This window comes from Chitinophaga sp. 01L420 (genome assembly GCF_056399985.1).
This window is the reverse complement of the sequence record NZ_JBFTSK010000002.1, coordinates 439,523-465,605: the sequence shown is the minus strand read 5'-3', so window position 1 is coordinate 465,605 and position 26,083 is coordinate 439,523. Positions and strand designations below refer to the sequence as shown.

Genomic DNA, 26,083 nt, shown 5'->3' with positions numbered 1-26,083 from the left:
AGTATTTATCAACCCCAACGGCTACACGCTAAAAAAAAGCACAGCCATTAAGACTGTGCTTTCGTTTAACACTATCATTCACTCAACTATGGCTTATTCGGCTTCTGCCACAACTTCCTTCACTTCAGGGATCATACGCTTCATCATACCTTCAATGCCGGCTTTGAGCGTAATCATGGAAGAGGGACAGCCTGAGCAAGAACCTTGCAACATCAGTGTTACCGTACCGTTGTCGTAATCTTTGAACTGAATGGCGCCGCCATCCATTTCTACAGCCGGTTTCACGTAGTTTTCAAGTAATTCCTTGATACGTTTTACCACATCCGTGTCATCTGCACTCACTTCGTTGCTGGCAGTGTCTTTGGTAATCACTACCTCATCTTCGTTGATAACAGGGCGGGAGTCTTCCAGGTATTCCTTCAGGAAGGCTTTTACCGTAGGAATTATATCGTTCCAGTCAGTTTCGCTGGTTTTGGTAAGCGTAATAAAGTTAGCCATAATAAACACCCCTCTAATGAAAGGGAAGCTAAACAGCTCGATGGCCAAAGGAGACGGTTTAGCGCTGGCTTCATCCGGGAAATCAATGCTTTTACCTGGATACAGGAGTTTGTTTGCCACAAACTTCATGGTTTCCGGGTTAGGCGTCATTTCTGTATATATGCTGATGATTGGATTTCCTGTTTTAATCATTTTATCCTAATTTACTTATGCAAAGGTAACATTTTTCGGGCAGATTTTCGGGATGCATCTAAACGTGTGCTATTGAAAATAACAATCTGGTCATAGGCATCATTGATATCCCCGCCACACCTCAATCTTCCTAATTATACAATTTTTTTGTCATGCTACTGAAAGAACTTTCGCCGAAAATCCAATCCGCGCTCAATCAACAGGTAGAAATGGAAGCGGCCTCTTCCCAATATTATCTTGCTATGGCTTCCTGGTCAGAAGTAGAGGGCTTTAATGGGGTGGCTCAGTTTTTATACCGTCACTCCGATGAAGAGCGGACTCACATGCTCAAATTGCTGAAGTTCATTAACGAACGCGGAGGACATGGCCTGGTACCTGCCCTGAAACAGCCTACGGTGAAATTCAAAAACATCCATGAAATTTTTGAACAGGTGTTTAGCCATGAGCTGGCGGTATCCAAAGAGATTAACAACCTCGTAGATATGTGCCTCAGTGAAAAAGATTATGCCACCCATAACTTTTTACAATGGTATGTAACTGAACAGATTGAAGAAGAGCGCCTGGCCCGGCACATCCTCGACAAATTAAAGCTGATAGGAGAGGATAAAGGTGGTTTATATATTTTTGACCGCGACCTGGCCACACTGGATACCAACGAAAGACATTAAAACATTACAGTATTCGACATTTATTTATTGCGGGCCACTTATTACTTTTGTAACAGATATGCAAACAACGAAAGTATTAAAAGCACGCAAAAGGATAGCACTGATTGCTCACGATCACAAGAAAGCTGAGCTGATCGAGTGGGCTATCTATAATAAAACGGTATTAAGTCGCCATGAACTATATGCTACCGGCACTACCGGCCTGCTGATAGAACAGGCGCTGGACGTATCTGTAAGAAAGTTACTGAGTGGCCCCCTGGGCGGTGATCAACAAATCGGCGCCCTGGTGGCCACCGGGGAACTCGACGTCATTATTTTCTTCTGGGATCCCATGGAAGCATTGCCACATGATCCGGATATCAAAGCCTTACTCCGTTTGGGTGTTGTGTGGAATATCCCGATGGCCAGCAACCGCGCCTCCGCCGACTTCCTGCTTACATCTCCCCTGATGCACCAGGAATATGAAGCTACCTTGCCGGATTATAGCCAGTATACCAAGAGAAAGATATAGCACCCGTTCATCCGTTTTCCTGTCTTTATAATTTTTCACCGCTTTAGCGGGTAGCTGCTACCCGAATTTTCCGTACTTTAAAGAAAAGCTTCGGGAATGAGAATTGTTTTTACCCTTTTCATCACTACTATACTGGTTAGTATCAGCTTATTGTGCCCCGCACAAAGTGATAGCAGCAAAGCCTCCCGCGACTCGCTGGCGGATACACAACTGGTACTTACCACCCGCCTGCTCCGGGAAAATGATTCTCTGCAAAAAGCAGATGAAGCACAAAAGAAAGCATTGCAGCAACAACTTCTCCTCAGCAACGATAACGACAACCGAAAAAAAGAACTCCAACAAAAGCTCAACTCCTTTGAACAGGCCGACTCCCTGAAGAAAGTAGCCAATCTGCTACGTATTAATCAGCTGAAAGCCACTCATRGCGGATTTCCCGTAGTCCCTTTCGGCGATACCCTTTTTTATATTTACAATAAACTGGGGCCATTGCAACCCAGCGACAGAGCCCAGAATATCAATCGCAAACTGGCAAAACTATCTGATGATCCCTTTTTTGCAGCAGACTCTATTCGCGCTATACAAAATGAAAATAATATAGATGTTGTCTATAATGACCTGGTGCTACTAAGTGTTACTGATGATGATGCGCTGTGGCTTAGCCAGGATAAAATGGCGGTGGCACAGGATTATGCAACTATCATCAAAAAAGCCGTACTACAGGAAAAGAAAGATAACAGCCTGCAAAGTATACTCATTCGCATCGGCTGGCTGCTATTGATTATCGTGATATTTTCCGCGATTGTATATGGCATCAACCGCCTGTTCAAACGACTGCGGAAAAAAATAGTCAGAGAAAAAGACCGTTACTTCAAAGGCGTGAAAGTAAAAGAATATGCCCTGCTAAATCAGCAAAAGCAGGTAGGGATTGTATTTAATGTTCTCCGCGTAGCACGGATCATCTTTATCCTGTTCGTCTTTTACATCACCCTACCTTTTGTATTCAGCATATTTCCCTGGACTAAAGGCATCGCGGATAAACTCATCGACTGGACATTGTCTCCGGTTAAATCAATATTCCTGGGCTTTGTTCATTATCTCCCTAAATTACTTACCATACTGGTGATATACCTGATTACCCGATACCTGGTAAAACTGGTGAACTACCTCGCAGAAGAAATCGCAACCGGCAACTTAACGATTAACGGCTTTTACGCAGACTGGGCAAGGCCTACCGCCAGCGGCATCAAGTTCCTGTTATATGCATTTATGTTTGTTGTGGTGTTTCCTTACCTCCCGGGGTCCGACTCAAAAATATTTCAGGGTGTATCTGTTTTCCTCGGTATCCTGTTCTCACTCGGCTCTTCCTCCGCCATTTCAAATGTGATAGCAGGCTTTGTAATTACGTATATGCGTCCTTTTAAAATCGGCGACCGGGTGAAAATAGGGGAGATCACCGGTGATGTCATTGAAAAAAATTTACTGGTCACCAGGTTACGCACCATAAAAAACGAAGAAATCACTGTCCCCAATGCCAGTATATTAAGTGGCCATACCATCAACTTTACCACTTCCAGTAAGGATCTGGGACTAATACTGCATACCACCGTTACTATCGGCTATGATGTGCCCTGGAAACAGGTACATGAAATGCTGATTGGTGCTGCCATGGCAACAGATGGTATTATGAAAGACAGAACTCCTTTTGTATTGCAAACAAGTCTGGACGATTTTGCCATTGCCTATGAAATCAATGTGTACACCGACCATTCACATAAAATGGCCCTGATTTATTCAGATCTGCACCGCAACATCATCGATCATTTCAATGCCGCCGGCGTGGAAATTATGTCGCCTCATTTCATTGCTCACAGAGATGGAAATACGAGTACAGTACCGCCTGAATACCTGGCAGATGATTATAAAGCGCCGGTGATGAAGGTGAAGGTGGAAAAAGAATAAACAAGCTATCTTCATAAGAATCACATAATTATATCGCATCAGCCCCGGTTTTTGCTATTTTCGCATCTTACGGTTAAAAGTAAGGCAGATGTTGAAGCAATTTATAGCAGGTACAATTCTATGGATCATTCTGATGCAGCAGTCGTGGGCGCAATTGCCACCCAAACGCGAATTAAGGGCCGTTTGGATAGCCACTGTTGAAAATATTGACTGGCCATCCCGGCGTGGACTGAGTACAGAACAACAAAAGCAGGAGTTCATCGCTTTACTTGATCAGCAACAACGTAATGGCATGAACGCAGTGGTAGTACAGGTTCGCCCGGCTACAGATGCTTTTTATCCTTCTCCATACGAGCCCTGGTCCGAATACCTTACCGGTGTGCAGGGGCAGGCGCCCAATCCTTATTATGATCCTTTGCAGTTCATGGTAGAGGAAACCCATAAACGCGGCATGGAGTTTCATGCCTGGTTTAACCCTTACCGTGCCGTGTTCAACGTAAGCCGCAGCAGCCTGGCTCCTAATCACATTAYCCGTTTGAAGCCACAATGGTTCCTCACTTACGATGGCAAGAAGTATTTTGATCCGGGCATTCCTGAAGTACGCGAATATGTTACCATGGTTATCCGTGATGTGGTAAAACGATATGATATTGATGCCGTACACTTCGATGATTACTTCTATCCGTATCGTGCACCGGGGAAAGAGTTTCCTGATAACAGCTCTTATCGTTTGTATGGTAATAACATGATGAAGGATGATTGGCGCCGCGCCAATGTAGATGCGATTATACAGCTGTTGAGTGTGGCCATCAAGGCAGAAAAACCCTGGGTGAAATTCGGTATCAGTCCTTTTGGCGTATGGCGTAATAAAGATAAAGACCCGGAAGGTTCTTACACTAAAGGCGGCCAAACCAACTATGATGATCTGTATGCAGATATCCTGAAGTGGCTGAAAAAAGGGTGGATTGACTATGTAGCACCACAATTATACTGGGAACGGGGACACCGGCTGGTAGATTACGAAATATTGCTGAACTGGTGGGGACAACACAGCTATGGCCGGCAGGTGTATATTGGTCATGGTGTATACCGTATTAACAGCAATGCTGCCTGGAAAAATCCAAACGAGATACCTGCTCAGGTAGAAGAAGCCAGGACATTAAACACTATCCAGGGAAGTATTTTTTATAGTGCCGCTTCTTTCAGAGGGAATCCTCTCGGCGTAGAAACGCTGTTGCGCAACGGCATTTTTAAATATCCGGCCCTGAGACCGATTATGTCGTGGCTGCCTAAACAAACCCCGGAAGCGCCTTATTTCATTGATGCATTTGAGCGCCCCGGCGGATTGGAAATACACTGGTCGGATGACGATACCAGTGGCCATACCAAACAATATGTACTGTATCGCTTTGAGCAAAATGAAGCGATTAACCTAAGCGACCCAACGAAAATCCTCTCCATTCTGGATCAGATGCCCGATCCAGTGTATAAAGACATCACCTACGTAAAGGGGAAAACATACATCTATGTAGTGACTGCCCTGGACAGGATGCAAAATGAGAGCTTATTGGGAGAGCCCTTACGGGTCCAGATAAAAAACGGGAGGGCTGTTTTCCTGTTTGAACCATAATCTCATAGGGGAATTAATTGAATTGTCTTACCTGGTTATGGTCCAAAAACATTGGTTCAGTACAGGTTGATAATTTGAATTGGGATAAGGAAAAAATTATTCCAAACATCCCTCTCGATAAGCAAAAATTTTTCACATAGCGTATATAAATTGCGTGGTCCGCAGGTTTGACCTCATTTTCCCTGTCGGGAAAAAACGGGAGTTACATGCCAAAGGGATCGTTACGCGTGCATCATTTTTTTTTGCTTTTATTTTTCGGCTATTTTTGATTGCAATTGTTATTGCTTGATCAGTATCTGGTTCCTATACTAACACATATACTGCAACCCTTTTAATTGTCAAAAGATTAATTATCTCAACAATGAATTTAAACACTAAATTTTTTACCTGCGTTGCCGCGGGTGCCGTTTTTTTGTCGGCGTGCACAAAAGATCCTACTACCCCGGAAGAAGGCACAAAAATACCGGCTTCCACTATGGGCAAAATCAATGCGCTCGGCTTTGATACGCTAAATGCAATAAAACTAAATGGCGGTTATGTAGCAGAGGGTGATCTTTTTTTAACTGAAAAAGACCTGGACAGCAAACAAGGATATACCGCTCTGTTTATCGCTGAAGCCGACCAATACAAATTATCTTATACCCTGACGGCATTGCCCCGTATAATCAATATCTCAGCAACAGGTTTGCCAACCGCTTACTCAAATGCGCTGGATATTGCCATTGCAAGATATAATGCACTTAATCTGCGTGTTACCTTTAAAAAAGTAGCCAATACTTCAGAAGCAGATATTCAAATTAAAGATGGTAAGCTGGGTGGCCCGCTGGTATTAACTCCGGCCTATCCTGCTGTTTCCAGAAACCCATCCAGTCCGGTAACCCTGGACGTAACCGCACTGGGAACAAACCTGGATGAAAAACGACTGGCGACTTTGATTGCCCATGAAATTGGTCACGCTATTGGAATCAGACATACTACCTATGCAGACAATCTTTACCATTGTACTTATACTCAGGTAGCTAAAGCAAATGATACTCAGGTAGATCTCATTAAGATTGATGGCACACCTACCAGCGGAGCCGCTTTCAGCTGGATGTCCGGCTGTTTAAATAATGAGGATCATCCGTTTAATCCAAATGACGTAGTTGCCTTAAACCAGTTTTATGGCAATTCACCCGGTAATTTCAATGTCCCTACTGCTACTTATAGAAAAGGCACCAAAGAGCTGCACTTATTCGTAAGAAGCAAGAACAATACGCTTCTGGAGAAAGTATACGCACCTGGTACTGGCTGGTCTGACTGGACTGACCTGGGAGGAACGCTTACTTCAGATCCTTCTGCTACCTCCCGCGATGAAAACAAAATTGCTGTTTTTGCAAAAGGGGCATCCAATAACCTCATCTTCAAAACCTGGACCCCGAACGGCGGATGGAGTCAATGGACAGACCTTGGTGGTTACTTCTTTTCAGCTCCCAATGCTGCATCCAGAGGCGCCGATTTTATCAACGTACTGGTAAGAGGCGCTAATGACGTTTTGCAAACCAGGTATTATGTAGAAGGAGAGGGCTGGCACGAATGGCAGAATTTTGTGACGAATGTATCTTCATCTGCTACCAGCGCTTCCCGCTATCCTAACTCAATAGAGATGTATGCGCAGGATAATGCCAATCACCTGGTACAGGGAATATGGACAAAAGAGAGTGATAGAACTGAATGGAGGAATTTGGGGGGGGCTATTTATTCCGCTCCGGCCGCTACTGCAAGAGGATATCTTAATGTAGATATTTTTGCTTTGAGCATTAACCATCAACTTATCACAACTAACTGGTCAGTTGCCGACAGCTGGAAAAATTGGAATCGTATTGGTGCCAGCATTTATTCTGCACCAGCTGTAGCATCTCCGGACTCCCTGTCAATGGATATCTTTGTTAAAGGACCTAGTGATAATCTGATTCAGCGGACCTGGACGAAAGCTAATGGTTACGGTCCATGGCTTAGTTTGTAATCCCATCCCAATAAAATATTACCCGTTAGGGCCAACCAAAGTCTATTTGGTTGGCCCTTCATTTTTATCCCTGATTTTCTCTTCGGTACAAACCCTTTTCCTGTTTGAGTCATTTTCATCTCATATTAATTATTTGTCATGCGAAGTTGTAACCTTGACTTTTCGGCTCCCCCCTCCATCCTTTCAATGTGTGCTCATCAACACCTCAATTTACCTCCGGGGAGCTTTCATTTTTTCAATTATTCTAACAATTAGTGGCTTTTTTTTATTTTTTCCTAAATTTTAACCGTCTGACAAAAGTTTATACAAAAAATACCGCATTCCTTTAGTATCTTTAAACCGTTCCCGAATTATATCGTACACCATCACCCGCGGCGTAAGTCAGAGGGGGGAGTGTGCCAAAGCAAAAAATCTAAACCAAATGGATGAAGTGAAGCAAACGCAAGGTTTATACCGTCCGGAATTTGAACATGATGCCTGCGGAACAGGTTTTACTGCCCATATTAAGGGTCGTAAATCCCACCATATCATTCGTGATGCCTTAACCATGCTGGAAAACATGGAACACCGCGGAGCCTGCGGTTGCGAGCAAAACACGGGAGATGGTGCAGGAATACTGTTTCAAACGCCACACGAGTTTCTGTATGACGAGTGCCTGAAATTGGGTATTCGCCTGCCGGAATTTGGGAAATACGGTGTAGGCATGGTCTTCTTTCCGAAAGAACCACGCTGGCGTGAAGAGTGTCGTGAGATATTTCAACGCAGCGCAGAAAAATTAGGACTGGAAATTTTAGGTTACCGCAAAGTACCAGTACGTCCGGATGGTATCGGCGAAACAGCCCTTTCTGTAGAACCAGAAATTGAACAGGTATTTATCGCCTGTCCTTATCATATCAGTGATCCGGAAATTTTTGAGCGCAAATTATTTGTACTCCGCAACTACGTTTCCAAAACCGTTCGCAATACAGTACCGAAAGAAAAGTCGCTGTTCTATATTGCATCGCTCTCTTATAAAACAATTGTATACAAAGGTCAGCTGACCACCTACCAGGTGCGTCATTATTATACAGACCTGAGTGATGAGAAAATGGTATCGGCCTTTGCGCTCATCCACTCCCGGTTTGCTACCAATACTTTCCCTAGCTGGAGATTGGCACACCCTTACCGGTACATTGCACACAATGGCGAAATCAATACACTGAAAGGTAACCTCAACTGGCTGCGTGCCGGCGAAAGGGACTTTGTGTCTAAGTTTTTTACTACTGAAGAGATGGAGATGCTGCTTCCTATCGTGGAAGAAGGCCAGTCCGATTCTGCCAGTCTTGATAACGTGATTGAACTGCTCACCATGACAGGCCGCTCTTTGCCGCATGTAATGATGATGCTGGTGCCAGAAGCCTGGGATGGCAATGAAGATATGGGCGAAGAAAAGAAAGCATTCTACGAATACCATGCTTCTCTTATGGAGCCATGGGACGGACCTGCTTCCATTTCCTTCACTGATGGTAAAATCATTGGTGCTACCCTGGATCGTAATGGATTACGTCCGAGCCGCTTCGTAGTAACAAAAGATGATCGTGTAATCATGGCTTCTGAAGCCGGTGTATTACCGATCGATCCAAAAAATATTAAAGAAAAAGGCCGCCTGCAACCTGGTAAAATGTTTATCGTAGACATGGAACAGGGCCGTATCATTGGTGATGAAGAGCTGAAACAACAAATCTGCTCTCAGCAACCATACGGCGAATGGCTGAATAAATATAAGATCCGCCTGGAAGAACTGCCTGAACCAAGAGTAACCTTTACTCACCTGGAACATGATCAGATCTTTAAATACCAGCGCGCATTTGGTTACAGCACTGAAGACCTGGATCACATCATTGCCCCTATGGCTATTGATGGCAAAGAACCTGTTGGCTCTATGGGTACCGATACCCCGCTGGCAGTACTGAGCAACCAGCCGCAACATCTGTGTAACTATTTCAAACAGCTATTTGCACAGGTAACCAACCCGCCAATTGATCCTATCAGGGAAAGACTGGTGATGTCACTGGCTACTTTTGTAGGTAATAATGGTAATCTGCTCAATGAAGATCCGCTGCATTGCCATGGACTGGCATTGCGTCATCCGATCCTCAACAACCATGAGCTGGAAAAGATACGCAGTATCGACACTGGTTTATTCCAGGCCAAAACATTACATACCTATTTTAAAGCAGACGGTAAGCCCGGCTCTCTGGAAAAAGGATTGGCCCGTCTTTGCCGTTACGCGGTAGATGCTGTGGAAGATGGTTTTGAAGTAATCATTCTGTCTGACCGTGCCATTGACTCTGAACACGCTGCGATCCCTTCTATCATGGCAGCTTCCGCTGTTCACCACCACCTGATCCGCAAGGGTTACCGTGGCCAGGTAGGACTGATTGTTGAAGCCGGCGATGTGTGGGAAGTACACCATTTTGCTTGCCTGCTGGGCTTTGGCGTAACTGCCATCAACCCTTATCTGGCACTCAGCACCATCCGTGATATGAAGCTGAACAACAAGCTGGATACTTCGCTGGATGTAGACAAACTGAAAAAGAATTATATCAAAGCTGTCTGTGATGGCCTCCTCAAGGTATTCTCCAAGATGGGCATTTCTACCCTGCAATCATACCAGGGAGCACAGATATTTGAAATACTGGGTATCAATCAGGCAACGGTTGATAAATATTTCACCGGCGCCGTTTCCCGTATACAGGGATTAGGCGTGGATGATATTGCCCGTGAAACACTGGCAAAACACTGGATGGGCTACGGTCGTAAAGAAACGCCTATTCAGCGCTTAACAGAAGGTGGTGTATATCAGTGGAAACGTAAAGGAGAATTCCATCTCTTTAATCCTACTACCATTCACTACCTGCAGCTGGCCACCCGTATGGGCGATTACGCTGCATTCAAGAAATATTCCAAATCGGTAAATGACCAAAGCGAAAAAGCAGCCACCTTACGTAGTCTGTTTTCGTTTAAGCCTAACCGTCCATCTATTTCAATCGATGAAGTAGAACCAGCCACCAGCATCTTCAAGCGTTTTGCTACCGGTGCGATGAGCTTTGGATCTATTTCTCACGAGGCACACTCCACACTGGCCATTGCCATGAACCGCATTGGTGCTAAAAGTAATACCGGTGAGGGTGGAGAAGATGAGCTGCGTTATGAGCAACTGCCTAACGGCGACTCTATGCGTTCTGCCATCAAACAGGTAGCCAGCGCCCGTTTCGGGGTTACCAGCTACTACCTGACCAATGCCGATGAGTTACAGATTAAAATGGCGCAGGGTGCAAAACCTGGCGAAGGTGGACAATTACCAGGTCATAAAGTAGATGACTGGATTGCGAAAGTTAGACACTCCACTCCAGGAGTAGGTCTGATTTCTCCGCCTCCTCACCACGATATTTATTCTATTGAGGATCTGGCTCAGTTGATCTATGACCTGAAAAACGCAAACCGCGCCGCCCGTATCAGTGTGAAACTGGTATCCAAAGCAGGTGTAGGTACTATTGCAGCGGGTGTCGCTAAAGCGCATGCCGACGTAGTACTGGTTTCCGGTTTCGATGGTGGTACCGGTGCATCTCCGGAAAGCTCTATCAAACACGCAGGTTTGCCATGGGAGCTTGGTTTAGCTGAAACACATCAGACACTCGTAAAAAATAAACTCCGTACCCGCGTAGTACTGCAAACAGATGGTCAGCTGAAAACCGGCCGTGACATTGCAATTGCTACCTTGCTCGGTGCTGAAGAATGGGGTGTGGCAACTGCTGCACTCGTAGTAGAAGGTTGTATCATGATGCGCAAATGCCATGTAAACACCTGTCCTGTTGGAGTAGCTACCCAGGATCCGGAACTGCGTAAACGCTTTACCGGCGATCCACAGCACGTAGTAAACCTGTTCACTTATCTTGTGGAAGAACTCCGCGAAATCATGGCAGAACTGGGCTTCCGTACCATCAATGAAATGGTGGGTCAGGTAGGTTGCTTACAGGTACGTGATAACATCACCAACTGGAAATCGCAAAAACTCGATCTGTCTCCTATATTATTCAACGAAGCGCCTGCCGGCGAAACTGGTCTTTACAAACAGGAAGAACAGGATCACGGTATCAGCGAAGTAATAGACTGGCAACTGCTCAAGGCCGCACAGCCTGCACTGGAAAAGAAAGCCAGGGTATATCAGCAGTTCCCTGTAAAAAATACAGATCGTACCATCGGTACTATTCTCTCTAACGAAATATCCAAACGCTACAAGAGCGAAGGATTACCGGAAGATACCCTGCACTTCAAATTTATCGGATCTGCAGGCCAGAGCTTCGGCGCTTTCACCGCTAAAGGTGTAACGCTGGAACTGGAAGGAGAAGCCAATGACTACTTCGGTAAAGGCTTGTCTGGCTCCAAACTGATCCTTTATCCACAGGGAGAAGCTGGATTCAAGGCAGAAGAAAATATTATCGCAGGCAACGTTTGCTTCTATGGAGCTACTTCCGGAGAAGCTTACATCCGCGGTAAAGCAGGTGAACGCTTCTGTGTACGTAACTCCGGTGCTACCGTGGTAGTAGAAGGAGTAGGTGATCACGGTTGCGAATACATGACCAATGGTAAAGCGGTGATACTGGGTGAAACCGGTCGTAACTTCGGTGCAGGTATGAGCGGTGGTATCGCCTATGTGTACGATGTGAAAGGCACTTTCGCTAATCACTGTAACCGGGAAATGATCGACCTCGATCCGCTGGCACAGGAAGATGTAGCATTGCTGCAGGACCTGATCACTAAACACCACGCCTACACGAACAGCACCGTAGCGAAGTTCATCCTGAAAGACTGGGAGAACCAACTGCGTCATTTCGTGAAAGTATTCCCGAAAGAATACAAGGCAGTGTTGAAATCAGGAAAAGTACAGGGCCAGAAAGTAGGTCACTAAGAGAAACATTAACATTCATCATCAAAATATCCCTTGCAGGTAAGGGACTTGTGGAGGAAAATTATGGGTAAACCTACAGGATTCCTGGAATTTACACGCGAGCTGCCCGGGAAAGCAGACCCCCGGGAAAGGGTTGGCCACTATAATGAATTTGTAGAGCGCTTTCCTGATAACAAATTAAATCAGCAAGCTGCCCGCTGCATGAACTGCGGTGTGCCTTTTTGCCACAGCGGATGCCCGCTGGGTAACGTGATACCGGAATTTAACGATGCCGTATATCGCCAGGATTGGAAAGATGCGTACGATATTCTTACTTCTACCAATAACTTCCCGGAGTTCACCGGACGTATTTGTCCGGCACCCTGCGAAAGCGCTTGCGTACTGGGTATAAACCAGCCCCCGGTGGCTATTGAGGAGATAGAAAAACATATTATTGAAGTTGCTTTCGATAAAGGATTGGTACAGGCCAAAGCGCCCCGTATGCGTACCGGCAAAAAAATAGCGGTTATTGGCTCCGGTCCTGCAGGTTTAGCAGCAGCAGCACAATTAAACTATGCCGGCCATACTGTTACCGTATTTGAACGTGATGACGCTCCAGGCGGACTTTTACGCTATGGTATTCCAGACTTCAAACTGGAAAAATGGGTAATCGACCGTCGTGTGAAACTGATGGAGGAAGAAGGAGTAGTGTTCCAATGCAATGCCAACGTAGGCGTTAACGTTAGTACCAATGATCTGCTGAGAGAATACAATGCAATTGTACTCGCCGGTGGTTCTACTATTCCACGCGACCTGCCAATTGCTGGTCGTGAGCTGAAAGGAGTACATTATGCAATGGACTTCCTGAAACAACAGAACAAAAGAGTAGGAGAGAGAGCCGTTGAAGGCAGCGATATCTGGGCAACCGGAAAAAATGTAATTGTTATTGGTGGTGGTGATACCGGCTCCGACTGTGTGGGCACCAGCAACCGTCATGGTGCAACCAGCATTACACAACTGGAATTACTACCGAAACCTCCGGGCGAACGTACGGCATATATGCCATGGCCTACTTACCCAATGGTATTAAAAACATCTTCTTCTCACGAAGAAGGAGCAGACCGTAAATGGGCCATCGCTACCAAATCCTTTATAGGAGATGATAACGGTAACCTGAAGGCGCTCCGCCTGGTAGACCTGCAATGGACTGCCAGCACAGATGGCAGACCAGCGAAATTCACCGAAGTACCGGGATCTGAAAGAGATGTACCCTGCGAACTCGCCTTACTGGCTATGGGCTTCGTACATCCGCAGCACACTGGCTTACTGGATCAGCTGGAAGTAGAAAAAGATGAACGCGGTAATGTAAAAGCTACCGAAAAAGATTACCTGACATCCATCCCTAAAGTGTTCACTGCCGGCGATATGCGCCGCGGACAATCACTGGTGGTATGGGCAATAAGCGAAGGTCGCGAGTGTGCGAGAAAAGTGGACGAATTCCTGATGGGCAGCTCCCAACTGGAAAGTAAGGACCATTCATTACAGGCAATGGCATTATAATTAAACAATTGTATTAATTAAAGTTTTTCTCATAAGCAGGTTTAGATTTTGTTGTAACCTTCAGCCGGGCCGGGTTTTTACCCGGCCTATATTTTTTTAAAAAGTTTACTAGCTAAAAACTGTTAGCCACTTATTATTGTACCCTCCCTCATTTTCGCTATTTTTCCACCATATTCCTGTACAATGAAGCTTTTATTTATTGCCCTGGTGGCGACTGTTATCTCCTGTAGTTCAATATTAAAAAGTACCGCGCAATCTAAAATGAATACCTACCAGATGGAGGTAACACATCAATCAACAGCACCTCATCCGGGAAAACAATTGTTGTTTATTTGCTTTGGCAACATGTCTACCAGGAAAATAGTGCAGGACCTGCAATACGAACTTAACAAACGATTTAAAAAATATAACATCTCTACAGACTTCGAATACCTGGGTACCGAACAACAGGCGTCAACGGAGGCAGTAACAGCCGCAGCTGCCAGACATCCACACGATATTGTACTACTATTTACCCCAGAATCTGTGGAGGATACGACTATTGGAAAGAGAGGCGTAAAAATTAAACCCTTTAAGCCTATTCCCTGGGAAATGCGTACAAAGATCAAAACCTCTACCCACCAAACCACCTTCCTCGCACTGTTCGGCGACAACGAGCTAACGACTCCCTTCTGGACAGCTGGCATTGAAATATGGGTAGACATGTCCAACCAGGAAATTTATGAAACACTCTCAAAGGAGCTCCTGTTCCAGTGGAAAGAGATCAAACTAATTGTTAAAGGCTCCTGATTTTACAGACGTAAATCCAACATCAGTAGAAACAATGCCCCCATTCAGCTATTTCTACCTACCGTCGCCTCCGAAACCCTATACATTTGTTAATTATGAAACAATTGGGGTGTTTTTGGATTCTTTTACTCTTGTCCCTGTCTGCCGCAGGACAACAAACGGTGCTGATCACCGATGCGCGGCAGCTGAAAAAGGGCTTATATAAATCATTCGAAGAATTTCAGGCTAACAATCCCTCTGAAGAAGGCGACCTGGTGATTAAAAACCGCAGCTCGGCCGCCCAGATCTATCTGCTGGCAAACAGAAACGAATTAGTATTCCGGGATGGCGCTGGCCAGGAACATAAAGTGAAAAATTACTGGGGCTTCTGCGATGGCACCAATATCTACATCAAAGACAATGGCCTCAACAAAATAGAAGAAACCGGCTATTACTGCATTTATACCTTACATGGTATTCAACCTTCCCGCAACTATCTCAATCAGGCGGATATGACGACCAACAGCGTCAGTACACCTGTGGCGCTAAAAAAAGTACTGAACGTTGTTACTGGTCAAATACTGGAATTATCTGCCTACAATCTCAAAAAATATATCCTTCCACAGGACAGTGCCCTGCTCGATGAATTCAGGACAGATAAGGAAAAGAAAGATCAGCTTGAATATTATATATATCGGTTCAATCAAAGGAATAAGCCGGTGTTGTAGTGAGTAAATTTGATCTTTTCATTTACATCCCATTAACAAACCTTCACGTTCCGACTTTTACTTTAGCACTTCACAATATTGTGAAATGATTTAAACATTTCTTTTCATGAAAAAAGAATTGATTGAAGCGCTATTTGCTCAGTTTGAGCGGGCCCGTTATGACAACAAAGGAGTTGAATGCTGGAGTGCCAGGGAGCTACAGGAAATTCTTGGATATTCAGAATGGACGATTTTTCTCAAGATTATTGAAAACGCTAAAAATGCTTGTCAAAAGAGTCGTATCACAGTTTCCGATCATTTTGCTGATGTCGGCAAAATGATCGGCCTTGGAAGAAATTGTGAAACAGAATTACATGATATTGCTCTCAGCAACTATGCCTGCTGCCTCATCTTTCAAAATGATGAAACACAAAATGACTCTTGGGCATTCGCACAAACATACTTTGCGATTCAAGCCAGAGAATTGAAAATCATTGAAGAGATATTGGGGAACGCCTTTGACAGCAAAATGCCAGAGAACAGAACCGAGGCAGAGAAAACCATGTTTGGCACTGACCTCAAAATAAAAGATGAAATGTATGCTATTATCAGATCTAAAGGTGACCAAGTCCTGTTTGGCGGGTTTACCACCCAGGAGATGAAGAAGATATTGATGGTTCCCAATAACAGACCACTAGCTGATTTTCTGCCAACGCTGACAATCATAGCCAAAACTTTAGCTATTGAGCTTACTACCCACAATGTTCTTACTAAAAACCTAAAAGGGGAACATAACATCACAAAGGAACACGTGGACAACAATTCTGCCGTCAGAAAAATGTTGTTAGAAAGAGGTATAAAACCAGAAACTCTTCCCCAGGCAGAGGATGCAAAAAAAGAAAAGAGAAAAATTGAAAAGGAAAATAAACGGGTCCCAAACGAAGGTACCCGAAAAGAAGAATAACCAACAACCACCCGTCCGATCCATCACTTTTCGCCAATTTGTGCATTTTCCTACTCACCTCATTGTCAGCCTTCTGCCAAAAAATAGTATGTCCGTTACCGTATTTGATGTATTCTTGCAATAACTATTTACTCCCGGTACCGCTCAGGTATGGATTTTGTTGTTCCCCGAAGGCAAGCGCCCCGGTTTAAACTATCCTGCCGGTAAAGTAAACCATAAACGTGCTTTTGCGTTTATATTCAATAATTGACTATTGTAATACATCATAGTGACAGAACCAGCAGAAACCGGAGAAAAACACGGCCGCCCCTGGTGGCGATGGCTTATATGGATAATTGTTGCGGTGCTCCTTTTGCCCGTAATGGCTGTTTTATTATTACAACTCAACGGCGTCCAGAATTATTTAAGAGAACAGGGAGAAATATACCTGCGCAAGAAACTACATACCAGAGTGCAGATCGGCTATCTCCGCGCAAGGGGATGGCAGTACCTGGAACTCCGAAATGTATATGTAGGCGATACTTCCAATCAGGCCCTTTTTTATACCGGTTCACTGAAAATGCATTATAACCTGCTATCACTTATCAATAATGAACTGAGAATAGATAAACTGGAATGGGATACTGTACTGATAAATGTGTACCGGCATCAGGGCGACTCCGCTTTTAATTACCAGTTTGCGGTAGATGCATTCGTTAGTCCCAAAACTGCCCCCGATACTATTGCTCCGGAAACAGGTACCACCATGCAGTTCCGGTTAAAAGATATTTCGCTCCGCAAAGTGAAACTTAGTTATGCAGATGCGCCCGGTGGTATGAATGCCATATTAACCTGGGATAGCCTGCACGTAGATCCGGATGATTTACTGATTGACGATGGGATCTATGCCTTCAGAGGCATTACCCTGGATGGCCTGAAAGGCTTCTTCCATCAGAGTTATATAGCCCCGGCAGTAACGTCTGCCGCACCACCGCCGCCGCCGGCAGATACCAACAGCTCCTCGCTGCACCTGCTGCTGAAAAAGCTACAGATCAACAATAGTAGTTTCGTGTATTCCGATGATGGCAGCGGCATTTCCACTGCCTGGAACATTGGTGCATTGCTACTTCGCAACAGCAGTATGGATCAGGACTCCACCCGTATACAAGTCGGCGATCTGACCATCAGCAGCACCACCGGATTTGTAATGATGGTACCCGGCAAAGACTCCATCCCTTCCGCACCTAAAGACACTACACCAAATACCTGGCAGGTTTTCGCCACACAGGTGAACCTCGATAAACTGGCCCTTAAATATGATAACGGCGGACCCGCTCCTAAAGCCGCGGGCCCTGATCCGGATTATAATCACCTGATGCTGACCCGCTTCTCCAGCAAAATCAATAATATCCGGTATAAACCCGACAGCATCATTGTTGCCATAAAATCACTCACAGCACAGGAAAAATCCGGTTTTGCCATCCGCAAAGCCAACATGGATGTGTTGTTCACGCCACATACCCTGGCATTACGCAACTTCCTGCTGCAAACAAATAAAAGTATTCTCCGCAAACAGATTCTCGTAACAGTACCTTCCTGGGCGGGCATCTCCGATAAACTGGATCAGCTGGGCCTGGACGCTAACCTCGACTCTGTGCACATAGCACTGGGAGAATGGCTGCCGTTTGTACCGGATGCACGCAAAAACAAATCGTTTGCTCCTCTCTGGAAAAAAGAACTAACGCTGGCGGCTATATTAAAAGGAACGCTGGGTGAATTGAACATCAAACAGCTTTATATCAATGACCATGAAGGGAACCTGGTTAAAGCCGACAATAGTCAGGTGTTACACGCCACCAACCCGGACCTCCTCAGCGCTAATCTACCGAACCTCTATATCCAGTCTGGTAACAAGCCGCTGCGCTCCTGGCTACCAGCCGGAACCCTGCCCGATACTCCACGCATACCAGAGCATATGCTCATTACCGGTATGTTCAAAGGAGGGATGAAAGACCTGGTTACACAGCTGCAGTTGAAAAGTGATTACGCCAACGCCAACATCAATGCACACCTGGTAAATATAACAGACAGCATCCGCAGCAGCTATACAGTGAGTATCCCTTATTTCCGCGCCAACCCCGGCATCATGTTGTATGATACTACTTATGGATGGATGTCCGGGAAATTGAGCGCTACCGGCCAGGGCTATACGATTAAACAAATGGCGGCCAAAGCAGCTATTCAATTAAACGAAGCTACCTATAACGCCTACACGTATCACGATGTAAGCGTAAATGCCGGTATTAATAACGGCGACTTTGAAGCACAGGGAGAAAGTGCCGACAGCAGTATTACCGCTACTTTCGACATCAGCGGCCGCCTGGTAGACACCACGGTGCAGGGACTAAAAGTGAACATGGATCTGACCAAAGCAGACCTCTATGCCACGCACTGGTACACAGAACCACTCACCATACAAGGCAAGCTGATTGCTGATTTCAACAGCATTGAACCACAGCGCATCGAAGGAAACGCCTTTTTAACCAACTGGCAAATTGCTACCAACGGACAGGTATTCCCGCTGGATAGCATTGCACTGCTCGCGAAATACGATGATCAGCAATACATTACTTTAAAAAGCCCGTTTGGCCTGATCAATGCTTACGGACATATCGATTACAGAAAAGTAGGCGGCGCTTTTGCCGGCGTTATCAACAAGCCATTACTCCCTCCTGATTCTACTAACATCATTAAAGTTCCCGGAGGACAGTTGCTGTCATGGAACGCCTCCCTGGTATGGCCTAAAAGCTTACAGGCCATGTTGCCGGCACTACGCATGGAAGTACCGCTGGTAATGGATGGTCGCTTAAACAGCGACAGCAGTCTGTTGGTGCTGCACGCCAATCTCCCAAAGATCAACTATGATTCTTTACAGGTAGATAGCCTGCAAGTGTATGCCAACATTTTGGATACTTCTCTGCAAACAAACATATCACTGGCACGTATGGCGCATCCTACGTTTCCACTATATCATACCTTTTTCACTGCTACAGCCAATACCGGCGTAGTAGATTTTAACCTGCAGGTAGATGATGTAAAAAGACAACCCAAATATAAATTGGGTGGCATTTTCACATTCCTGAAAGACAACGCCATGCAGCTTTCCCTGAAACCAGGACTACTGCTTAACAAACAGGAATGGACCGTTGCAGACAATAATATTTTACGCATTAAAAACGGAGCTCCTGATACCGCTAATATCAAACTGTCTCAGGGCAACCAATCCATACAAATCGCCACATTGAGTGATACCAGCGCGGTACCAGCATTACAGGCCAATATTGCTAACTTCCAGCTCTCTACCATTACAGGGCTACTGGCCACGGATACACTCCTCGCGAATGGCACACTGAATGCAGAAGCTACTGTGCGCAACTGGAACAAATCTCCCCTGATCCATGCTAACCTGAAAGTAGACAGTCTAACGGTGAAGAATACACGTATGGGAACGCTGGATGCCAATGTGGAAAACAATGGCCCTGGCCAGTATAAACTAATAGCTGGACTAACCGGTAACGACAACGATATTAAAGTAGAAGGCACCTACGATAGCACCATCAATGCACAATTGAATATCAATAAGCTGAGCGTGGCTTCACTGGAGCCATTTACTATGGGGAATGTAACCCAAATGACCGGTAGCGCCAATGGCCAGTTTCACATTTCCGGTACCGCATCCGCTCCCAAAATAACCGGTGCGCTGCATTTCGACAATGCTACCGGAATGGTGACAATGATTGGTAGTAAGTTCCACTTACCGGATGAAGATATTGTGATAGATGAGAAAGGCATCCTGTTGAATAATCTCGTCATTGCCGACAGTGCCAACAACGAACTCGTGGTAGATGGTCGTATCAATACAAAAGATTTTACCCGCTATAATTTCAATCTGGATGTTACTGCCGACAACTTCATGGCACTAGGCAGACAACAAAATCCTGATCAATGGATCTATGGTCCTGCATATATAGATAGCAAAGTAAGAATCCGTGGCTCTTTGGATCTGCCAAGGATTGACGCGACCGTTAAGCTTCGCGATAAATCCAGTGTAACCATGACGTTACCACAGGACGAACCAGGACTTGCCAACAGGGAAGGAGTCGTTGAGTTTGTGGATATGTCTAACCCGATAGATTCTGCGCTGCTGGCTAAACAAGACAGTTTAAAGTATAAGACCACCCGCCTGAAAGGAATGTTCCTCTCTGGCAACGTGGAGATTACACCGGAATCTATCATCAAAATTATTATTGATTCACAGAATGGTGACTATGTGCAGGCAAAAGGCACCGCTAATATCAACGCCACATTGGACCCCAGCAGCAAACTGAGTCTTACCGGCCGTTATGAAATTTCTGAAGGTAAATATGAAATGTCGTTGAACCAACTCATCAAACGGTCCTTCGATATTCAGAAAGGAAGTTTTATTTCGTTCAACGGTGACGCCACCAATGCCGACCTCGATATCACGGCCAAATACACCGTAAATGCACCGGCTTATGACCTGGTAGCCGGTCAGCTCCAGGACATCAGTACCCAGCAACGTAATATGTACAAACAGCGGATGCCATTTGAAGTGTATCTCATGATCAAAGGCAGCCTGTTAAAACCCGATATCAGTTTCCGGCTTGACTTACCAGAGAAAGACAGGAATACACTAAGCGGTACTCCTTACAACAAGCTGAAACAAATTAATCAGAATCCATCAGAGCTGAATAAACAGGTAATGGGCTTACTTGTGCTGAATACATTTATTCCGGAAGATCCGATGAGTACACTGGATGGTGGAAATGGTGGTGGCGTAGGACAGGCAGCGAAAAACAGCGTGAGTAAAATCCTTTCACAACAATTGAATAACCTGGCCGGTAACCTGATAAAAGGAATAGATCTCAATTTCGATCTGCAAAACCAGGAAGATTACTCAACCGGTACGGCACAGGAAACAACCAGTCTGAAAGTGGGTGCTTCCAAACAGTTGTTCAATGATCGTTTAACCGTTTCCGTCGGATCAAATATTATGCTGCAGGGTAACCAGCAAAATGCCAGCTCCCTGATAGGTGATATCTCCGTTGAATACAAACTTACCCGTGATGGACGTTATCGGATACGGGTTTACCAAAACAATGATAACAATACAGTTATTGACGGACAAGTAGTGGAAACAGGTGTGGCGTTCGCACTCATCATGGATTATGATGAGTTCCGGGAAATTCTGCAACGTTCCAGAACAACATCGCAGAAACAAAAAGTCCGCGATAAGAAAAAAAATAAAAAAGACGATAAAAATACGACGACTCCCGATGCGAAAAGCAAATAGTCATATCACCTTCTTCTGTATACTGTTTTGCCTGGGATACCTGGTGCTCAGCTCCTGTAGTTCTACACGTACAGTGCCGGAAGGAGATCGCTTATATACCGGCAGTGAAGTAAAGTGGATAGCAGATACTGTTACAAAGAAAAAGCCGCGCGACTACAGCTCCCTCATGGATGGGATGAATAAACGCATCCGTCCTAACAGGAACAGGAAATTCCTGGGTATGCCTATTAAATTGTGGCTTTATAATTTAGGAAACGAACCCAAAGGAAAAGGACTCAATTATATATTGCGTAGAAAATGGGGGGAGCCTCCTGTATTACTCAGTCAGGCTAAACCTGACTATACCTCCAAAATTCTGGAAGAATACCTGGTGGATAATGGCTATTTCCAGGCAGGTGTTGTGTCAGCCGTTAAAAACTCAGGCAAGAAAAAAGCGTCCATTAAGTATACTGCTACTCCCAACCACCGGTATACTATTAAAAGCGTTACTTATATAACAGATACGAGTGCCATTGGAAGAACAGTAAAAGAAACGAAGCCAGAAAGTTCGTTGATAGTGGGTGCTCCATATTCGCTCGATTCTATTAAGGCCGAACGGGAACGCATACACTCCATGTTAAAAGAGCAGGGTTTCTATTATTTTACGCCGGATTATTTGTTGGTACAAGTAGATAGCACCAATGGCGGACAAGTGGATCTTTTTGTAAAAATAAAAGATAATACCCCTTTGCTGGCGCTGCGTCCGTACCGGATGCATGATATTTCCTTATTCCCGGATTACTCATTGGACAATGATTCCACTTCCACATTAGGCACGCCGGTAAAATATAAAGGTATTTACATCATTGACTCTGTCAAACGTTTCAAATCTTCTGCTTTTGATCGTTCTGTGTTTTTACGACCTGATAGTTTATATCGCCTCAGCTCTCATAATATTACACTACAACGATTGATCAATCTGGGTGTGTTCAAATTTGTAAAAGGACAGTTTTCACCGGTAAGAGATACTTCTATTCATAATATCATTGGTGGTGACCCAAACCTACCCGGTGGCAGAAGAGATTCTTCCGCAAGAAATGCCGGCAGGCGAGACACGTCTGGCGGAAGGTTCAAACGCGATCCGACCTACACCCGTGACACTTCGCTGGCGAACAATTACCGCGCTATGGTGAATAACCGTATCTCTCTCGACAGCGGATGGCTCGATGCTAAATTTTATTTGACGCCCTATAAACGCCGTTCCCTGCAGGCAGAACTTCGGGGCACTTCCAAGTCCAATGGATTCATTGGATCTGAAATCCAACTGACAGCTAAAAACCGTAACTGGCTGCATTCTGCTGCGTTGCTCGAAATTGGTTTGCGCGGGGGAATGGAATGGCAAACAGGTAATAAAAGTTCCGGCGGGTCCAATTCATATGGGTTGGGAGCAGAAGTAGCCGTTACCTTTCCAAGATTCATTACACCATTCCGTGGATTAAATATTCGGACCCCCTATGTACCTAAAACACGTATAAGCGCCACATACGAATTATACAGCAGAGCAGACATGTATAACCTTAACGCATATACGCTACAGCTGCAATATCTCTGGCAACGCACGCAATTCCTGAGTCACGCATTTTCACCAATTGCGATAACTTATGTACTGCCAACTAAAACCACGGCGGCTTACGACAGCATATTGAAGAATGATCCAGGCCAGCGCAACGCCATTGAAAAACAATTTATACTGAGTGGCAACTATAACATCACTTACAATAATCAACAGCCTAACCGTGTCCATAGTTTTTATGTAAGCGGTAATGTTGACATATCCGGTAACATTGCAGGACTGCTGATACCAAAGAACGACACCGGCCAGAGAACGATATTGGGTAACTCTTTTGCACAATACGAAAGATTTACAGTGGAAGCCCGGCATTACTGGAATATTGGTAAAGGCAAACAGTGGATCAACCGGCTGTTACTGGGATATGGTTTACCATACGGTAACTCCGCCACCCTGCCTTTTGTAAAACAATTCTTTACAGGAGGAAGCAGCAGTATCAGAGCTTTCAGGGCTCGTACACTCGGCCCCGGATCTTATCATAACAAAGCGGTAGATACATCGGCGCTACTGGCCAATGAAGCTGGTGATATTAAACTGGAGTTCAACTCCGAAGTACGTATACACCTGGCCAGTGTATTTAACTTTGCTGCATTTGTTGATGCCGGTAATATCTGGTTGCAAAAAGACGTCCCGGATAAACCCGGCAGTAAATTTGAATTTAGTTCTTTCTATAAACAAATAGCCGTAGGTGGTGGTGTCGGCTTACGTATAGATGCGTCTATTGTGGTAGTAAGACTGGATCTGGCGATGCCTTTCCGTATCCCATATCTGCCGGAAAATGAGCGCTGGGTACTGAATAAAATTGATTTCGGTGATCCGGAATGGCGCAAAAAGAATCTGATTCTCAATATCGCAATTGGATATCCGTTCTAAAGAATTACGAATTGAAAATTACGAATTACGAATAAGAGAGGTTAGGTATGTTTTCTTCCCACAAATCCGTAATTCGTAATTTCCATTCTATAGTACATCTTTCAGGTGCTTATAATTTGATTTTACCGCATCAAATACATCCTCATATCTTCCTCCTAAAATCAGTTTCCCCATCCAGAGTGCAAACCCTTTCATCTGGGCAAACTCCACTTTTGGCGGCATCGCCAGTGATTCCGGATTAGTAAATACATTCACCAATACGGGGCCGGCAGTTTTGTTGGCTTGTGCCAATACGGTTTCTACGTCTTCTGGCTTGTGAATGGTAAATGCGGTAAAGCCCATCGCTACTGCTACCGCAGCAAAATCAGGATTTACCATATTTGTTTGCCAGTCAGGTAATCCGGCAACTTCCATTTCGAGTTTCACCATACCCAACGCACGGTTATTAAATACAATCACTTTTACAGGAAGATTATATTGTTTAATGGTCATCAGATCACCCAGTAACATGGTCAAACCACCATCTCCGCATAAAGCAAATATTTCCCGGCCCGGTTGCGCCAAAGCTGCGCCGATAGCCTGCGGCATAGCATTGGCCATAGAGCCGTGATTGAAGGAACCAAGCAATGTCCGCTTTCCGGTTCCCTCCAGGTAGCGCGCCGTCCATACATTCGTCATACCGGTATCCACTGTAAATATGGCATCATCGGCGGCAATCTTATTCAGCGTGGCAGCTACAAACTCGGGGCTGATAGCATCTTCTTTTCCGTTATCATCTACATAAGTCTGCATTTTCTTTCTCACTTCCTGGTAAAATTCTACCATAGAATCCAGGAAGTTGCGGTCGGGATTTTCTTTCAGCATGGGCAACAGCGCTTTCAGGGTGTCGCTTATATCACCACACAGGCCCATCTCTAATGCAATTCTGCGGCCCAGTCTTTCGGGCTGAATATCTATCTGCACAATTTTAGCTTTCTCAGGTAGGAAAGGGGTATAAGGAAAATCGGTACCCAGTAGCAACAGTACATCCGCTTCATGCATGCTTTTATAAGCCGATGCGAGGCCCAACAGGCCGGTCATGCCTACTTCATTGGGATTATTATACTGTATGCCCATTTTAGCGCGAAATGAATAGGCTACAGGTGCTTTTAGCAACTGAGAGAGGGCTACGACCTCATCATGGGCAGGAACAGCTCCCAGCCCGCAATAAATCGCTATTTTTGGGGCACTGCCCAATAACTCCACCAGCTCTTTTAATTCCTGTGGGGAAGGGCAAATAACCGGACGTGGATGATACAACCTGGTAGCGGTAGGAATATCCTTAGCATCCGCGGCTGCCACATCTCCCGGTAAACCAAATACGGCCACCCCATGTTTATGCACCGCATGCTGTAAGGCAGCCTGCATCATCCGGGGCGCCTGTTCCGCGGTAGTGGCCACCTGGTTATAACAACTGCAGTCATCAAATAATTTGATGGTGTTCGTTTCCTGGAAATAATCACTCCCGAATTCATTGGTCGCACAGGTAGATGCAATGGCGAGCACAGAAGCACCTGAGCGGTGTGCATCGTACAAACCATTGATCAGGTGGACATGCCCTGGGCCACTGCTACCGGCGCAGCAGGCGAGTCCGTTTAACTGTGCTTCGGCACCAGCTGCATAGGCTCCCACTTCTTCATGTCTTACATGTATCCACTGTATCCTGCCATCACGGCGCACCGCATCGTTTATATGATTTAAACTATCGCCGGTAACCGCGTAAATGCGCTTAACGCCGGCAGATGCCAGCATCTCCACTAATTGATCCGCTACAAGTTTTGCCATAATATTTGTATTACTGATGTATGAATGATAAA

The 26,083-nt window shown here is 45.2% G+C and carries 14 protein-coding genes; 12 read left to right on the top strand and 2 right to left on the bottom strand.

Going from position 1 to position 26,083, the window contains the following annotated elements; genetic code table 11:
* Positions 1-93: 93 nt before the first annotated feature.
* Positions 94-690, bottom strand: a complete 597-nt coding sequence (locus tag AC1DP6_RS03665) for a NifU family protein (RefSeq protein WP_133807858.1) — start codon at positions 688-690, stop codon at positions 94-96.
* 152 nt (positions 691-842) lie between these two features.
* Between AC1DP6_RS03665 and AC1DP6_RS03660 the strand changes: the two genes are divergently transcribed.
* The 12 genes from AC1DP6_RS03660 to tamL all read left to right on the top strand — a co-directional run bounded on the left by AC1DP6_RS03660 (position 843) and on the right by tamL (position 24,227).
* The gene (locus AC1DP6_RS03660; protein ID WP_331965408.1) at positions 843-1,358 is read left to right on the top strand and encodes a ferritin; all 516 of its coding nucleotides are present in this window, start codon (positions 843-845) and stop codon (positions 1,356-1,358) included.
* A 58-nt stretch (positions 1,359-1,416) separates the two neighbouring features.
* On the top strand, positions 1,417-1,869 hold the full coding sequence (locus AC1DP6_RS03655; protein WP_477053619.1) for a methylglyoxal synthase: 453 nt from the start codon (positions 1,417-1,419) through the stop codon (positions 1,867-1,869).
* A 96-nt stretch (positions 1,870-1,965) separates the two neighbouring features.
* A complete protein-coding gene (locus AC1DP6_RS03650) occupies positions 1,966-3,828 on the top strand; it encodes a mechanosensitive ion channel family protein (RefSeq protein WP_477053618.1) in 1,863 nt (620 codons plus the stop codon).
* 88 nt (positions 3,829-3,916) lie between these two features.
* Positions 3,917-5,458: a glycoside hydrolase family 10-like protein gene (locus AC1DP6_RS03645; protein WP_477053617.1), complete on the top strand. Its 1,542-nt coding sequence runs from the start codon at positions 3,917-3,919 to the stop codon at positions 5,456-5,458.
* A 361-nt stretch (positions 5,459-5,819) separates the two neighbouring features.
* Positions 5,820-7,463 (top strand): M57 family metalloprotease, encoded by a 1,644-nt coding sequence (locus AC1DP6_RS03640; RefSeq protein ID WP_477053616.1) that lies wholly within the window; start codon positions 5,820-5,822, stop codon positions 7,461-7,463.
* 421 nt (positions 7,464-7,884) lie between these two features.
* Positions 7,885-12,414 (top strand): glutamate synthase large subunit, encoded by a 4,530-nt coding sequence (gltB, locus tag AC1DP6_RS03635; RefSeq protein ID WP_477053615.1) that lies wholly within the window; start codon positions 7,885-7,887, stop codon positions 12,412-12,414.
* Positions 12,415-12,477: 63 nt separating this feature from the next.
* On the top strand, positions 12,478-13,953 hold the full coding sequence (locus tag AC1DP6_RS03630) for a glutamate synthase subunit beta (RefSeq protein WP_477053614.1): 1,476 nt from the start codon (positions 12,478-12,480) through the stop codon (positions 13,951-13,953).
* 183 nt (positions 13,954-14,136) lie between these two features.
* Positions 14,137-14,742, top strand: coding sequence for a hypothetical protein (locus AC1DP6_RS03625; RefSeq protein WP_477053613.1), 606 nt, complete (start codon positions 14,137-14,139; stop codon positions 14,740-14,742).
* Positions 14,743-14,837: 95 nt separating this feature from the next.
* The gene (locus AC1DP6_RS03620; protein ID WP_477053612.1) at positions 14,838-15,449 is read left to right on the top strand and encodes a hypothetical protein; all 612 of its coding nucleotides are present in this window, start codon (positions 14,838-14,840) and stop codon (positions 15,447-15,449) included.
* A 106-nt stretch (positions 15,450-15,555) separates the two neighbouring features.
* Complete coding sequence (gene dinD / locus AC1DP6_RS03615) at positions 15,556-16,392, top strand: DNA damage-inducible protein D (RefSeq protein ID WP_477053611.1); 837 nt, start codon at positions 15,556-15,558, stop codon at positions 16,390-16,392.
* A 268-nt stretch (positions 16,393-16,660) separates the two neighbouring features.
* Positions 16,661-21,745, top strand: a complete 5,085-nt coding sequence (locus AC1DP6_RS03610) for a translocation/assembly module TamB domain-containing protein (protein ID WP_477053610.1) — start codon at positions 16,661-16,663, stop codon at positions 21,743-21,745.
* Positions 21,729-24,227: a translocation and assembly module lipoprotein TamL gene (tamL, locus tag AC1DP6_RS03605; protein WP_477053609.1), complete on the top strand. Its 2,499-nt coding sequence runs from the start codon at positions 21,729-21,731 to the stop codon at positions 24,225-24,227. The genes AC1DP6_RS03610 and tamL overlap by 17 nt, the downstream gene beginning before the upstream one ends.
* Positions 24,228-24,314: 87 nt before the next feature.
* Here the strand turns inward: tamL and AC1DP6_RS03600 are convergent, their stop codons facing one another.
* Positions 24,315-26,051: a thiamine pyrophosphate-dependent enzyme gene (locus AC1DP6_RS03600; RefSeq protein ID WP_477053608.1), complete on the bottom strand. Its 1,737-nt coding sequence runs from the start codon at positions 26,049-26,051 to the stop codon at positions 24,315-24,317.
* Positions 26,052-26,083 lie beyond the last annotated feature (32 nt).

What these genes read in the sequence shown, in the direction of transcription:
- AC1DP6_RS03665 (WP_133807858.1), bottom strand. Translation starts at nt 690, where the DNA reads ATGATTAAAACAGGAAATCCAATCATCAGCATATATACAGAAATGACG.
- AC1DP6_RS03660 (WP_331965408.1), top strand. Translation starts at nt 843, where the DNA reads ATGCTACTGAAAGAACTTTCGCCGAAAATCCAATCCGCGCTCAATCAA.
- AC1DP6_RS03655 (WP_477053619.1), top strand. Translation starts at nt 1,417, where the DNA reads ATGCAAACAACGAAAGTATTAAAAGCACGCAAAAGGATAGCACTGATT.
- AC1DP6_RS03640 (WP_477053616.1), top strand. Translation starts at nt 5,820, where the DNA reads ATGAATTTAAACACTAAATTTTTTACCTGCGTTGCCGCGGGTGCCGTT.
- gltB (WP_477053615.1), top strand. Translation starts at nt 7,885, where the DNA reads ATGGATGAAGTGAAGCAAACGCAAGGTTTATACCGTCCGGAATTTGAA.
- AC1DP6_RS03630 (WP_477053614.1), top strand. Translation starts at nt 12,478, where the DNA reads ATGGGTAAACCTACAGGATTCCTGGAATTTACACGCGAGCTGCCCGGG.
- AC1DP6_RS03625 (WP_477053613.1), top strand. Translation starts at nt 14,137, where the DNA reads ATGAAGCTTTTATTTATTGCCCTGGTGGCGACTGTTATCTCCTGTAGT.
- AC1DP6_RS03620 (WP_477053612.1), top strand. Translation starts at nt 14,838, where the DNA reads ATGAAACAATTGGGGTGTTTTTGGATTCTTTTACTCTTGTCCCTGTCT.
- dinD (WP_477053611.1), top strand. Translation starts at nt 15,556, where the DNA reads ATGAAAAAAGAATTGATTGAAGCGCTATTTGCTCAGTTTGAGCGGGCC.
- tamL (WP_477053609.1), top strand. Translation starts at nt 21,729, where the DNA reads ATGCGAAAAGCAAATAGTCATATCACCTTCTTCTGTATACTGTTTTGC.
- AC1DP6_RS03600 (WP_477053608.1), bottom strand. Translation starts at nt 26,051, where the DNA reads ATGGCAAAACTTGTAGCGGATCAATTAGTGGAGATGCTGGCATCTGCC.